General features: G+C 64.3%; 12 protein-coding genes. 5 read left to right on the forward strand and 7 right to left on the reverse strand.

All coding sequences use genetic code 11. The features are described from left to right. Genes yidD through rpmH form a run of 3 tightly spaced genes read right to left on the reverse strand, consistent with a single transcriptional unit; the run spans nucleotide 1 to nucleotide 790 of the window. Complete coding sequence (gene yidD, locus ACYJP6_RS02170; RefSeq protein ID WP_459472989.1) at nucleotides 1-249, reverse strand: membrane protein insertion efficiency factor YidD; 249 nt, start codon at nucleotides 247-249, stop codon at nucleotides 1-3. Further along, nucleotides 242-643 carry a ribonuclease P protein component gene (rnpA, locus tag ACYJP6_RS02175; protein ID WP_459473415.1) on the reverse strand — a complete coding sequence of 134 codons (402 nt, stop codon included), beginning with the start codon at nucleotides 641-643 and terminating at the stop codon, nucleotides 242-244. The genes yidD and rnpA overlap by 8 nt, the downstream gene beginning before the upstream one ends. A gap of 12 nt (nucleotides 644-655) precedes the next feature. Next, complete coding sequence (rpmH, locus tag ACYJP6_RS02180) at nucleotides 656-790, reverse strand: 50S ribosomal protein L34 (protein ID WP_007160134.1); 135 nt, start codon at nucleotides 788-790, stop codon at nucleotides 656-658. A 526-nt stretch (nucleotides 791-1,316) separates the two neighbouring features. Between rpmH and dnaA the strand changes: the two genes are divergently transcribed. From dnaA to gyrB, 4 genes are read left to right on the forward strand one after another with little or no spacing between them, the layout of a single operon-like run. After that, the gene (dnaA, locus tag ACYJP6_RS02185; protein WP_459472991.1) at nucleotides 1,317-2,786 is read left to right on the forward strand and encodes a chromosomal replication initiator protein DnaA; all 1,470 of its coding nucleotides are present in this window, start codon (nucleotides 1,317-1,319) and stop codon (nucleotides 2,784-2,786) included. 28 nt (nucleotides 2,787-2,814) lie between these two features. After that, nucleotides 2,815-3,918: a DNA polymerase III subunit beta gene (gene dnaN, locus ACYJP6_RS02190; protein ID WP_145008237.1), complete on the forward strand. Its 1,104-nt coding sequence runs from the start codon at nucleotides 2,815-2,817 to the stop codon at nucleotides 3,916-3,918. Nucleotides 3,919-3,928: 10 nt separating this feature from the next. Then, nucleotides 3,929-5,038, forward strand: coding sequence for a DNA replication/repair protein RecF (gene recF, locus ACYJP6_RS02195; RefSeq protein ID WP_459472992.1), 1,110 nt, complete (start codon nucleotides 3,929-3,931; stop codon nucleotides 5,036-5,038). Then, nucleotides 5,035-7,455, forward strand: coding sequence for a DNA topoisomerase (ATP-hydrolyzing) subunit B (gene gyrB, locus ACYJP6_RS02200; RefSeq protein ID WP_074528998.1), 2,421 nt, complete (start codon nucleotides 5,035-5,037; stop codon nucleotides 7,453-7,455). Before recF ends, gyrB begins: the two co-directional genes overlap by 4 nt. 386 nt (nucleotides 7,456-7,841) lie before the next feature. Here the strand turns inward: gyrB and ACYJP6_RS02205 are convergent, their stop codons facing one another. Genes ACYJP6_RS02205 through glyQ form a run of 4 tightly spaced genes read right to left on the reverse strand, consistent with a single transcriptional unit; the run spans nucleotide 7,842 to nucleotide 12,159 of the window. Then, on the reverse strand, nucleotides 7,842-8,591 hold the full coding sequence (locus tag ACYJP6_RS02205) for a lysophospholipid acyltransferase family protein (protein ID WP_459472993.1): 750 nt from the start codon (nucleotides 8,589-8,591) through the stop codon (nucleotides 7,842-7,844). Next, nucleotides 8,591-9,133, reverse strand: coding sequence for a D-glycero-beta-D-manno-heptose 1,7-bisphosphate 7-phosphatase (gene gmhB, locus ACYJP6_RS02210; RefSeq protein WP_459472995.1), 543 nt, complete (start codon nucleotides 9,131-9,133; stop codon nucleotides 8,591-8,593). The genes ACYJP6_RS02205 and gmhB overlap by 1 nt, the downstream gene beginning before the upstream one ends. 3 nt (nucleotides 9,134-9,136) lie before the next feature. Beyond that, nucleotides 9,137-11,194 carry a glycine--tRNA ligase subunit beta gene (gene glyS / locus ACYJP6_RS02215; RefSeq protein WP_459472997.1) on the reverse strand — a complete coding sequence of 686 codons (2,058 nt, stop codon included), beginning with the start codon at nucleotides 11,192-11,194 and terminating at the stop codon, nucleotides 9,137-9,139. Further along, nucleotides 11,194-12,159, reverse strand: a complete 966-nt coding sequence (gene glyQ, locus ACYJP6_RS02220) for a glycine--tRNA ligase subunit alpha (protein WP_459472999.1) — start codon at nucleotides 12,157-12,159, stop codon at nucleotides 11,194-11,196. The genes glyS and glyQ overlap by 1 nt, the downstream gene beginning before the upstream one ends. Before the next feature lie 389 nt (nucleotides 12,160-12,548). Here glyQ and ACYJP6_RS02225 point away from each other — a divergent pair, with 389 nt between their 5' ends. Then, on the forward strand, nucleotides 12,549-13,133 hold the full coding sequence (locus ACYJP6_RS02225; RefSeq protein ID WP_459473001.1) for a DNA-3-methyladenine glycosylase I: 585 nt from the start codon (nucleotides 12,549-12,551) through the stop codon (nucleotides 13,131-13,133). The last annotated feature ends 38 nt before the right edge of the window (nucleotides 13,134-13,171 follow it).

Consider the following 13,171-nt stretch of genomic DNA (forward strand, 5'->3'; position numbering starts at 1 on the left):
TTACTCGGCCATCGAAGAGGTCGGGGCTGGGTTCTTTGCGGGAGGAACGGGATCATATCCGCCTGAGTGCCAGGGATGGCACCGGCACAGTCGCCGTGTGGTCAGCCAGCCACCACGCAGCAGCCCGTGGCGCTCGATGGCTTCGAGGGCGTAACCGGAACAGGTCGGATAGAAACGACAGTGACTGGCCATCATGGGGCTGATGGCAAAACGGTAGAAGCGAATCAGCAGCAGGGCCGGTTTACGCATGAGCACCGTCGGGACTGTCGATTGGGTGGGCAACGGCCTTGCTCGCCTGGCGATTGAGACGTTTCCACAGTTGCAGCAGCTGATCGTGCAATTCGGGATTGTCGACTTCGCCAAGTCCCTTGCGGGCGACGAAGACCAGATCGAAGCTGCCCAGGCGGTCCTGATTCAGACGGAAGGAATCCCGGATGACCCGCTTGATGCGATTGCGCTCGACAGAAAGCTTGACGCTCTTCTTGCCGATGACCAGCCCGAGGCGGGAATGGTCGAGCCCATTGGCATGGGCGAGCAGCAGCAGGTGCTTGCCGGATGCCTTGTGGGTGGGAGAGTCAAAGACCGCTTGGAACTGTTGGGAGCTCAGTAAGCGCCTGTCCCGACCGAAACCCTGACTCACCACCTGACCGGGCAATCAGATCGCCAGACGCTTGCGGCCTTTGGCACGGCGACGGGACAGAACCTGACGGCCGTTCTTGGTTGCCATACGAGCACGGAAACCGTGGACACGGGCGCGCTTCAGGGTGCTGGGTTGGAAGGTGCGTTTCATGGACTTTTACCTAGGTGAAAGCGGCAAGGCATGAGTGCCCCGCGCAAAGAGACCGGGGATTCTAGAGAAAGCCGGGGGACAGGTCAATTTCCAACCAACACCCGCTGACCGGCGACCAGGCAAATAAAATCAACAGGTCAGAAGGTTTTAAAAGACTGTTGAAGTGAATATGTATGGTGAAGCCGATTTCTGTGGATAGATCGAGGCAGCCCAGACAGGGCCTGATCCGAGCGTGGATGGAAAGGTTGTTTCCAACAGGTGGGATCGGGGTGGCTAGCCTGCGTGGAGCCTGTGGATAAGCGAGGCTGTTACGCACAGCAGGATTATCCACAGCGAAAAGCCCTGGGATGTCCAGAGAGGTCAGACGGCGTTATCCACAGAGCTGGCGGTCGTGGGGTCGAGCCTCGTTGCCCAGCCAGCTGCTCGCCGGGAAACTGCGCGACCATGTGGATAACCCGGGTGGGGAGGGATACAATGGGCGTTTGCTCATGGCCCGCCCGGGCCGCTCCAGTTCTTGGGAGACGCTGTGTCGGTCGAACTCTGGCAACGTTGCGTGGATGTGCTGCGCGACGAACTGCCTTCGCAACAATTCAATACCTGGATCCGGCCACTGCAGGTGGAAGCGGAAGGGGATGAGCTGCGGGTGTTCGCGCCCAACCGCTTCGTGCTCGACTGGGTCAACGAGAAGTACCTGGGTCGAATCCTCGAATTGCTCGAGGAGCATGCCGACGACGGCATCGCGCCGGTGCTGTCCTTGTTGATCGGCAGCAAGCGCAGCAACAAGCCGCGTCCGGCGCAGATGCCCAGTAGCCAGAGCACGCCGCTGCCGCCGCCGGTGCAGGCGCCGCAACCTATCCAGTCGGATATCGTCACCGCGGGCGTCGCCCTGGAAGACGTGACGGCGGAACTGGCCGAGGCCGACGAGCCGGCGGTCAGGACCGAACGCACCGTGCAGGTGGAGGGCGCGCTCAAGCACACCAGCTACCTCAACCGCACCTTCACCTTCGAGAATTTCGTCGAGGGCAAGTCCAACCAGCTGGCCCGCGCCGCGGCCTGGCAGGTGGCGGACAACCCCAAGCACGGCTACAACCCGCTCTTCCTTTATGGGGGCGTGGGTCTGGGTAAGACCCACCTGATGCACGCGGTGGGCAATCACCTGCTCAAGCGCAATCCGAACGCCAAGATCGTCTATCTGCATTCGGAGCGCTTCGTCGCCGACATGGTCAAGGCGCTGCAGCTGAACGCCATCAACGAATTTAAGCGCTTCTACCGTTCGGTGGATGCGCTGCTGATCGACGATATCCAGTTCTTCGCTCGCAAGGAGCGGTCGCAGGAAGAGTTTTTCCACACCTTCAATGCCCTGCTCGAAGGTGGACAACAGGTGATCCTCACCAGCGACCGCTATCCCAAGGAGATCGATGGCCTGGAAGAGCGACTCAAGTCGCGCTTCGGCTGGGGTCTCACCGTGGCGGTGGAACCGCCGGAGCTGGAGACGCGGGTGGCGATCCTGATGAAGAAGGCCGACCAGGCCAAGGTCGACCTGCCCCACGACGCCGCCTTCTTCATCGCCCAACGCATCCGTTCCAACGTGCGCGAGCTGGAAGGCGCGCTCAAGCGGGTGATCGCCCATGCCCACTTCATGGGCCGCGACATCACCATCGAACTGATCCGCGAATCGCTCAAGGATCTCCTGGCGCTGCAGGACAAGCTGGTCAGCATCGACAATATCCAGCGCACCGCGGCCGAGTACTACAAGATCAAGATCGCCGATCTGCTGTCCAAACGCCGCTCGCGTTCGGTGGCCCGGCCGCGGCAGGTTGCCATGGCGCTGTCCAAGGAATTGACCAACCACAGCCTGCCGGAAATCGGCGACGCCTTTGGCGGACGCGATCACACGACGGTGTTGCATGCCTGTCGCAAGATCGCCGAACTTCGGGAATCCGACGCGGATATTCGCGAGGATTACAAGAACCTGCTGCGTACCCTGACGACCTGACGGACGCGGCCCTGGCAAGGACCTGACCATGCATTTCACCATTCAACGCGAAGCCCTGTTGAAACCGCTGCAGCTGGTGGCCGGTGTCGTGGAACGTCGGCAAACGCTGCCGGTGCTGTCCAACGTACTCCTGGTCGTGGAAGGCCAGCGGCTGTCGCTGACCGGTACCGACCTGGAAGTCGAGCTGGTTGGCCGGGTCGAGCTGGAAGAAGCCGCCGAGGCCGGCGAGATCACCGTGCCGGCGCGCAAGCTGATGGACATCTGCAAGAGCCTGCAGCCCGATGCGCTGATCGACATCCGCACCGAGGAGCAGAAGCTGCTGATCCGCTCCGGACGCAGCCGCTTCACCCTGTCGACCCTGCCGGCGAATGACTTCCCCACCGTGGAGGAAGGCCCGGGCTCGCTGAAGTTCAGCATTCCCCAGGGTCGCCTGCGCCGCCTGATCGAGCGCACCGGCTTCGCCATGGCCCAGCAGGACGTGCGCTACTACCTCAACGGCATGCTGCTGGAAGCCAGCACCGGGCGCCTGCGCGCCGTGGCCACCGATGGTCACCGGCTGGCCATGTGCATGCTGGAGGCCGAGGTCGACCAAGCCGAGAAGCACCAGGTCATCGTGCCGCGCAAGGGCATCCTGGAACTGTCGCGCCTGCTCACCGAACCGGAAGAGCCGGTCAACGTGGTGCTGGGTCAGCATCACATCCGCGCCACCACCGGCGACTTCACCTTCACCTCCAAGCTGGTGGACGGCAAGTTCCCCGACTACGAGCGAGTCCTGCCGCGCCATGGCGACAAGCTGGTGCTGGGCGAACGCCAGCACCTGCGCGAGGCCTTCAGCCGCACTGCCATTCTCTCCAACGAGAAGTACCGTGGCATCCGCCTGCAGCTGGAAAACGGCTTCATGAAGATCCAGGCCAACAACCCGGAGCAGGAAGAGGCCGAGGAAGAACTGCAGGTCGACTACGACGGTGGCAGCCTGGAGATCGGCTTCAACGTCAGCTACCTGCTCGACGTGCTCGGCGTGATGACCACCGACCAGGTGCGCATTACCCTGTCCGACTCCAGCAGCAGTGCGCTGTTGCAGGAGGCGGGCAACGACGATTCCTCCTATGTCGTGATGCCGATGCGCCTCTGATCGCCGCTCGATGACGCTGATCCGCTTCAACGCCGACCGCCTGCGCAATCTGCAGGCGGTCGCGCTTCAACCCTCGCCGCGGGTCAACCTGCTGCACGGGGCCAACGGCAGCGGCAAGACCAGCCTGCTGGAAGCCATCCACCTGCTGGGCCTGGCGCGCTCCTTTCGCAGCACCAAGCTGGCGCCGGTCATCCAGCACGAGCAGGCCAGTTGCACGGTATTCGGCCAGGTACGGCTGCCCGGCGGCCAGGACTGCAACCTGGGCATCCAGCGCGAGCGTGGGGGCGACTACCAGATCCGCATCAATGGCGAGAATGCCCGCAGCGCGGCGCAACTGGCCGAGGTGCTGCCGCTGCAGCTGATCAACCCCGATGGCTTCCGGCTGCTCGAAGGCAGCCCAAAGATCAGACGGCAGTTTCTCGACTGGGGCGTGTTCCACGAGGAACAGCGTTTTCTGCCGCTGTGGCAACGCCTGCAAAAGGCGCTCAGACAGCGGAATCACTGGCTCAGACGTGGTAAAATCGACCCTGCGGCGCAGGCCGCCTGGGATCAGGAACTGGCCCTGGCCAGCGGCGAGATCGATGGCTTTCGCCAGGCCTATATCCAGCGCCTGAAGCCGGAATTCACCGCGGTGCTGGGCGAGCTGATCCAGCTCGACGGCCTGACCCTGAGTTACTACCGCGGCTGGGATCGCGAGCGCGATTTGCGCGAGGTGCTGGCGGACAGTCTGCCGCGGGACCTGCAGCTGGGGCATACCCAGGCCGGACCGCAGCGGGCCGATCTGCGGATTCGCATCGGCAATCACAATGCGGCGGACATCCTGTCGCGCGGCCAGCAGAAGCTGGTGGTGTGCGCGTTGCGCATCGCCCAGGGCCGGCTGGTCAACCAGGTCAAGCGAGGCCAGTGCGTCTATCTCATCGACGACCTGCCTTCGGAACTGGACGAGGGACACCGGCTGGCCCTGTGCCGGCTGCTGGAGGCACTAGAGTGCCAAGTCTTCATCACCTGTGTCGAGCGCGAGACGCTACAGGCCGCCTGGCGGCCGGAGACAGAGGTCAGCGTGTTTCACGTGGAACACGGCCATATCAAGCAGACCCACACTAGCGGGAGCCAAGCATGAGCGAGACCAATACCTACGACTCTTCCAGCATCAAGGTGCTGAAGGGACTGGATGCCGTGCGCAAGCGCCCCGGCATGTACATCGGCGACACCGATGACGGCACCGGCCTGCACCACATGGTCTTCGAGGTGGTGGACAACTCCATCGACGAGGCCCTGGCCGGTTTCTGCAGCGAGATCAGCATCACCATCCACATGGATGAATCCATCACCGTGCGCGACAACGGCCGCGGCATCCCGGTGGACATCCACAAGGAAGAAGGCGTCTCGGCGGCCGAGGTCATCATGACCGTGCTGCACGCCGGCGGTAAGTTCGACGACAACACCTACAAGGTCTCCGGTGGCCTGCACGGCGTAGGTGTCTCGGTGGTGAACGCCCTGTCCGAAGAGCTGCGGCTGACCATTCGCCGCGCCGGCCAGGTGTGGGAGCAGGTCTATGTGCACGGCGTGCCCCAGGCCCCCCTGGCGGTGATCGGCGAGACCGACAGCACCGGTACCCAGGTGCACTTCAAGCCGTCCGCCGCGACCTTCAACAACATCCAGTTCAGCTGGGACATCCTGGCCAAGCGCATCCGCGAGCTGTCCTTCCTCAACTCCGGCGTCGGCATCCTGCTGCGCGACGAGCGCACCGGCAAGGAAGAGCTGTTCAAGTACGAAGGCGGCCTGCGTGCCTTCGTCGACTACCTGAACACCAACAAGAGCGCGGTGAACCAGGTATTCCACTTCCAGGTGCAGCGCGAAGACGATGGCGTCGGCGTGGAAGTGGCCCTGCAGTGGAACGACAGCTTCAACGAGAACATCCTCTGCTTCACCAACAACATTCCCCAGCGCGACGGTGGTACCCACCTGGCCGGCTTCCGCTCGGCGCTGACGCGTAACCTGAACAACTACATCGAGGCCGAGGGCCTGGCGAAGAAGTTCAAGGTCGCCACCACCGGTGATGATGCCCGCGAAGGCCTGACCGCCATCATCTCGGTCAAGGTGCCGGACCCTAAGTTCTCCTCCCAGACCAAGGACAAGCTGGTCTCCTCCGAGGTGAAGACCGCGGTGGAACAGGAGATGGGCAAGCATTTCTCCGACTTCCTGCTGGAGAACCCCAACGAAGCCAAGGCAGTGGTCGGCAAGATGATCGACGCTGCGCGCGCTCGTGAAGCGGCGCGCAAGGCGCGGGAGATGACCCGGCGCAAGGGCGCCCTGGATATCGCCGGCCTGCCGGGCAAGCTGGCGGACTGCCAGGAGAAGGATCCGGCGCTGTCCGAACTCTACATCGTGGAGGGTGACTCCGCCGGTGGTTCGGCCAAGCAGGGCCGCAACCGGCGCACCCAGGCGATCCTGCCGCTGAAGGGCAAGATCCTCAACGTGGAGAAGGCACGCTTCGACAAGATGCTTTCCTCCCAGGAAGTGGGCACCCTGATCACCGCGCTGGGCTGTGGCATCGGCCGCGAAGAATTCAACATCGACAAGCTGCGCTACCACAACATCATCATCATGACCGATGCCGATGTGGACGGTTCGCACATCCGTACCCTGCTGCTGACCTTCTTCTTCCGCCAGATGCCGCTGCTGATCGAGCGTGGCTACATCTACATCGCCCAGCCGCCGCTGTACAAGGTGAAGCGTGGCAAGCAGGAGCAGTACATCAAGGACGACGAGGCGATGGAGGAATACCTGACCCAGACCGCCCTCGAGGAAGCCAGCCTGCACGTCAACGAGAACGCCCCGGGCCTGTCCGGCGTGGAACTCGAGAAGCTGGTGAACAACTACCGCCAGGTGATGAAGACCTTCAAGCGTCTGTCGCGCCTCTACCCGGCCGACATCAGCGAGCACCTGCTGTACCTGCCCCGCGTGGGCCTGGAGCAACTGGGCGACGAGGCCGCCATGCGCCAGTGGCTGGCCGGCTTCGAGGCACGCCTGAAGACCGCCGAGCGCAACGGCACCACCTATACCATCAGCCTGCGCGAGGATCGCGAGCGCAGCCTGTGGCTACCGGAAGTCGAGACCCGCGCCCATGGCCTGTCCAGCTACGTCACCTTCAACCGGGACTTCTTCGGCAGCAACGATTACCGCCTGGTGACCGAGCTGGCCGCCCAGCTGGACAATCTTCTGGAAGAAGGTGCCTACGCCAAGCGCGGCGAACGTCGGCGCCCGGTCAGTACCTTCAAGGAAGCCTGGGAATGGCTGATGAACGAGACCAGCAAGAGATTCAACATCCAGCGCTATAAGGGCTTGGGCGAGATGAATCCGGATCAGCTGTGGGAGACCACCATGGACCCGAACGTGCGTCGCATGCTCAAGGTGACCATCGAGGATGCCATCGCCGCCGACCAGATCTTCAATACCCTGATGGGCGATCAGGTGGAGCCGCGTCGCGACTTCATCGAAAGCAACGCCCTGGCGGTTTCCAACCTCGACGTCTGATCGAGAGCTGTTATGCACAAGCCCCGCCATGCGGGGCTTTTTTGTGGAAAACATTCTGGCTAGGTGGCCTCGCCGTTTCGTTCCACGACGGGTGTTGCCATTCATCTTATAGCTGAAGGTTTTGTGGATAGTTTTGCTAAGTGTCTTTTCGGCAATGCCATAAAAGTGTGCAAAGAGGCCGTGCCATGCGGCATAGAGGCACAGGGTATAACGAAAGTGCCTGTGGATAAGCCTGGGAATAAGCTTGTCGGTACTTGTGGAATTCCCGGTATTGGCGCAAGAGACCCTTAAGCGGCTCAGCGCAAAGCCTGCTCATGAGCTGTGGATAAGTCTGTGGGAAATCGGAGGAAAACCGGGGGAAACGCCAGGCCCTTGCGGCCTGGCGATCAGGCTACGCAGCGCTGACTGGAGGGGGTGTCGGGCTTGGGCGCGAGGGCCTGCTCGATGAAGGCGAAGCAGCGATTGTTGAGATCGACGATGGCACGCGGATCCTGGCCCTGGGGATGGAGCAGCGGACCGATGCTGACCTTGATGGTACCCGGCGACTTGATCCAGGAACGATTGGGCCAATAGGCACCGGCGTCGTGGGCGATGGGCAGGATGGGCACGTTCAGGCTGCAGGCCAGGGCGGCGCCACCGCGGGAGAACTTGCCCATCTGGCCATAATCGATGCGGGTGCCCTGGGGAAAGATCAGCACCCAGCAGCCCTGGGCCAGGTAGCGGCCGCCCTGTTCGGTCAGCTGCTGCAGGGCCAGCTTGCCGTTGTCACGGTCGATGGCGATGGGCTTGAGCAGCGAGAAGGCCCAGCCGAAGAAGGGGATCCGCAGCAATTCGCGCTTGATCACCTGGGAGGTGGGCTCGAACTGGGCGGAGAGGAAGAAGGTTTCCCAGGTGCTCTGGTGGTTGGCCACGATCACGCAGGGTTGCGCCGGGACGTTCTCCAGCCCTTCGATCTCGTAACGGATGCCGCAGACGACCTTGGCCAGCCAGACGGCGAAGCCGGTCCAGGCCTTGACCACCAGCCGATAGCGGGCGCGATAGGCCAGGAAGGGCGCGATCAGCAGGCTGACGCAGGACCAGAGGATGCCGCTGGTGCCCAGCAGCAGATAGAACAACAGGGTACGCAAGAACCGCATCAGGGCGCTTCCTCGAGCAGGTGGTCGGCCACCGCGGCCAGGTCGGCGAAGACCTGGGTGCCGGATGGCAAGGGCTTGGCCAGGGTACGTTCGCCCTTGCCGGTACGCACCAAGTAGGGCGTGCAGCCGAGGGCCACACCGGCTTCCAGGTCACGCAGGCTGTCGCCCACCACCGGGACGCCGGCCAGATCGTTGCGCCCATAGTGGTCGGCGATGGCGCGAAACAGGCCGGGCAGCGGCTTGCGGCAGTCGCAGGCGGCTTCCGGGCCATGGGGACAGTGCAGGATCAGGTCGACCTGACCGCCCTCCTCCGCCAGCAGGCGTTGCAGCTTCTCGTGCATGGCCGCCAGCTCCTCGGCGGAAAAATAACCGCGCGCCAGGCCCGACTGGTTGGTGGCCACGGCCACCTGCCAGCCGGCCCGCTTCAGCCGGGCGATGGCCGCGAGGCTGCCGGGCAGCGGTTGCCACTGCTCGGCGCTGCGCACGTAGTCATCGGAATCGACATTGATGACACCGTCGCGGTCCAGCACGATCAACTTCATACCCTAGCCCAGCACCGAGATATCGGCGATGCCGAGGAACAGGCCACGCAGATGGGCGAGCAGCGCATAGCGATTGGCGCGGACGCGCTCGTCCTCGGCGTTGACCAGCACCTCGTCGAAGAAGGCATCCACCGGCGCACGCAGGCTGGCCAGGCGCTCCAGGGCTTCGCGATAGCGGCGGGCCGCGGCGAGGGGCGCGGCGTCCCGTTCGGCGGCGGCGATGGCCGCGGCCAGGGTGCGCTCGGCATCGGTCTCGAACAGCGCGGCATCGGCCTGGGTGGCGACCGTGCCTTCGAACTTGCCGAGCAGGTTGGAGACGCGCTTGTTGGCGGCAGCCAGGGCTTCGGCTTCGGGCAGGCGGCGGAAGGCCTGCACGGCCTGGACGCGCTGGTCGAAGTCCAGCGCCGAGGCCGGACGCAGGGCACGCACGGCCAGGTAGGCGGCGGTGTCGATGCCTTCGTCTTCGTAGCGGGCACGCAGGCGATCGAAGACGAAGTCCAGAACCTGTTCCTGCAGGCCCGCGGCCTTGACCCGCTCGCCGTAGCCGGCGATGGCGAAGGCCACGGCGGCCGGCAGGTCCAGCTCCAAGCCTTTCTCGATGAGGATGCGCAGCACGCCCAGCGCCTGGCGACGCAGGGCGAAGGGATCCTTGCTGCCGGTGGGCAGCATGCCGATGCCAAAGATGCCGACCAGGGTGTCGAGCTTGTCGGCCAGGGCCACGGCGGCACCGGTCAGGGTCTGCGGCAGTTCGGCGCCGGCGCCGCGCGGCATGTACTGCTCGTTGAGCGCCAGGGCCACGTCCTCGGCTTCGCCGCCCTTCTTGGCGTAGTAGTAGCCGGCGATACCCTGCATCTCGGGGAATTCGCCAACCATCTCGGTGGCCAGGTCGCACTTGGCGAGCACACCGGCGCGGTGGGCGCGCTCGGCATCGCCGCCGATGCGCTCGGCGATGAAGGCGGCCAGGGCGGCGACGCGCTGGGCCTTGTCGTAGACGGTGCCGAGCTGGGCCTGGAAGACCACGTTCTTCAGGCGCTCGTTGAAGCTTTCCAGCGGCTGCTTCTGGTCCTGCTTGAAGAAGAATTCAGCGTCGGTGAGACGGGGGCGCACCACCTTCTCGTTGCCACTGACGATCTGCGCCGGGTCCTTGCTCTCCAGGTTGGCCACGGTGATGAAGCGCGGCAGCAGCTTGCCCTGGGCATCCAGCAGGCAGAAGTACTTCTGATTGTCCTGCATGGTGGTGATGAGGGCTTCCTGGGGCACCTCGAGGAAGCGTTCCTCGAAGGCGCAGACCAGGGGCACCGGCCATTCCACCAGGGCGGTCACCTCGTCCAGCAGCGCGGGCGGCACCACGGCACTGCCCTGCTCCGCCGCGGCCAGTTCGGCCACGCGGGATTCGATGAGCTGGCGGCGCTCGGCGAAGTCGGCCAGCACATGGGCGGCGCGCAGGTCGGCGGCGTAGTGGGCCGGGGCGCTGATGCGCACGGCATCGGGATGATGGAAGCGGTGGCCGCGGGACTCACGGCCGGCACGGCGGGTGAGGATCTCGCAGTCGATGACCTCGTCACCCAGCAGCATCACCAGCCACTGGGTCGGACGCACGAATTCCTCGCGGCGGGCGGCCCAGCGCATGCGCTTGGGAATCGGCAACTCGGCCAGGGAGGCTTCGACGATACCGGGCAGCAGGCTGGCCGCCGGCTGGCCGGGGATGCTCTGGGAGAATCTCAGCTTGGGACCGCTACGGTCGATGGCGCTGATGTCGACGCCGCACTTGCGGGCGAAGCCCAGGGCCGCCTGGGTCGGCTGGCCGTCGGCGCCGAAGGCGGCCTGGAGCGGCGGGCCGTCCAGGTTGACGCTACGTTCGGGCTGCTGGGTCTGCAGGGCCTCGACCAGCACCGCCAGGCGGCGTGGCGCGGCATAGGCGCGGGCGCTGGCGTAACCAAGACCAGCCTGCTTGAGGCCCTTCTCGATGCCGGCGAGGAAGCTGTCGCCGAGGGTCTTGAGCGCCTTGGGTGGCAGTTCTTCGGTACCCAGCTCGACCAGGAAATCCAGGGAATCGCTCATCATTCGCCCTCCTTGAGCAGCGCTTGGACATCGTCGCGACCCAGGACCTCGTCACGCAGCGCAGGGGTGGCCAGCGGGAAGCCCAGCCGGGCCCGGGCCTTGAAGTAGCCCTGGGCCACGCTGCGCGCCAGGGTACGCACGCGCAGGATGTAGCGCTGGCGCTCGGTCACCGAGATGGCGCGGCGGGCGTCCAGCAGGTTGAAGGTATGGGAGGCCTTGAGCACCATCTCGTAGGTGGGCAACGGCAGGTCCAAGGCGATCAGGCGATTGGCCTCGGACTCGTAGAAGTCGAACAGTTCGAACAGCTTGGGCACATTGGCGTGCTCGAAGTTGTAGGTGCTCTGCTCCACCTCGTTCTGGTGGAAGACGTCGCCGTAGGTCACGGTGCCGAAGGGACCGTCGGCCCAGATCAGGTCGTAGACCGAATCCACGCCCTGCAGGTACATGGCCAGGCGCTCCAGGCCATAGGTGATCTCGCCGGTCACCGGATAGCACTCGAGACCGCCGGCCTGCTGGAAGTAGGTGAACTGGGTGACTTCCATGCCGTTGAGCCAGACTTCCCAGCCGAGACCCCAGGCGCCCAGGGTGGGCGATTCCCAGTTGTCCTCGACGAAGCGCACGTCGTGCACCAGCGGATCCAGGCCGATGGCGGCCAGGGAGCCCAGGTAGAGCTCCTGGAAGTTGTCCGGGTTGGGCTTCAACACCACCTGGAACTGGTAGTAGTGCTGCAGGCGATTGGGGTTCTCGCCGTAGCGGCCGTCGGTGGGGCGACGGCTGGGCTGCACATAGGCTGCGTTCCAGGTCTCCGGACCGATGGCGCGCAGGAAGGTGGCGGTGTGGAAGGTACCGGCGCCAACTTCCATGTCATAGGGCTGGAGTACCACGCAGCCCTGCTCGGCCCAGTATTGCTGCAAGGCCAGGATCAAGTCTTGGAAGGTGCGCACGGTGGGCTTGGACTGGCTCACGAAAAATACCCGTTCGGCTGCGACGAAAAGCCGGGGAGTATAGCCGAAAGCCGGTGGTGACCGCATGGGGGCTTGGGGCTGCCTGGCGGGAAAGTGCCTGCTCCCGTTATCGCGACCCTGGTCCGGCGTAGGTTGGGTTGAGCGTAGCGAAGCCCAACAGTGTCTCGGGGCGCCGGCGATGTTGGGCTTCGACGATAGCGCCGTCGCAACCCAACCTAGGGTCTGGCCTTTATCACGCTTAATCGCGGCCAGGGCGGTCCGCCGATGCGGCCGCTCCTACAAAAGCCTCACCCGCTGTAGGAGTAGCCGCCGATGAGGCTGTTGGACTCGTCTCCTCCGCCCGGCAATGCGCTAAGGTGAGGCTTTTCCTTCTCGACCGAGTCTTCGCCATGCCGCGTTGCTACTGGTGTACCGTCGATCCACTGTACATCGACTACCACGACCACGAATGGGGCGTGCCCCAGCGTGATCCGGCGGTGCTCTTCGAATTCCTGCTGCTGGAAGGCTTCCAGGCGGGCCTGTCGTGGATCACCATCCTCAAGAAGCGCGAACGCTATCGCGAGGTGCTGCACGGCTTCGACCCGGAGCGGTTGGCGCGCCTGACCGATGTGGAGATCGAAGCGTTGCTGCAGGACCCGGGCATCATCCGTAATCGCGCCAAGCTGCGTGCCGCCCGGCAGAATGCCCAGGCCTGGCTCCGGCTCGAAGATCCCGCCGGCTGGCTGTGGTCCTTCGTCGGTGGCACGCCACGCATCAATCATTTCCGCGAGCGCAGCGAGGTCCCGGCGATCACCCCGGAGGCCGAGGCCATGAGCAAGGCGCTCAAGAAGGCGGGTTTCACCTTCGTCGGGCCGACCATCTGCTATGCCTTCATGCAGGCCATGGGGCTGGTGATGGACCACACCCTCGATTGCGACCGGTACGCCGACCTGGCCCGTCCGTCGGCAGAGCTGCATGAAAAGCTGAATGTATAGCAGCCGGTTAACCTGAACCTTACGCTTTCTTAACGTTT

It is taken from the genome of Pseudomonas sp. No.117, assembly GCF_054558395.1.

Bases quoted from the DNA above. Each gene is read 5' to 3' on its own strand.
- yidD (WP_459472989.1), bottom strand. From the start codon at position 249: ATGCGTAAACCGGCCCTGCTGCTGATTCGCTTCTACCGTTTTGCCATC.
- rpmH (WP_007160134.1), bottom strand. From the start codon at position 790: ATGAAACGCACCTTCCAACCCAGCACCCTGAAGCGCGCCCGTGTCCAC.
- dnaN (WP_145008237.1), top strand. From the start codon at position 2,815: ATGCATTTCACCATTCAACGCGAAGCCCTGTTGAAACCGCTGCAGCTG.
- recF (WP_459472992.1), top strand. From the start codon at position 3,929: ATGACGCTGATCCGCTTCAACGCCGACCGCCTGCGCAATCTGCAGGCG.
- gyrB (WP_074528998.1), top strand. From the start codon at position 5,035: ATGAGCGAGACCAATACCTACGACTCTTCCAGCATCAAGGTGCTGAAG.
- ACYJP6_RS02205 (WP_459472993.1), bottom strand. From the start codon at position 8,591: ATGCGGTTCTTGCGTACCCTGTTGTTCTATCTGCTGCTGGGCACCAGC.
- gmhB (WP_459472995.1), bottom strand. From the start codon at position 9,133: ATGAAGTTGATCGTGCTGGACCGCGACGGTGTCATCAATGTCGATTCC.
- glyS (WP_459472997.1), bottom strand. From the start codon at position 11,194: ATGAGCGATTCCCTGGATTTCCTGGTCGAGCTGGGTACCGAAGAACTG.
- ACYJP6_RS02225 (WP_459473001.1), top strand. From the start codon at position 12,549: ATGCCGCGTTGCTACTGGTGTACCGTCGATCCACTGTACATCGACTAC.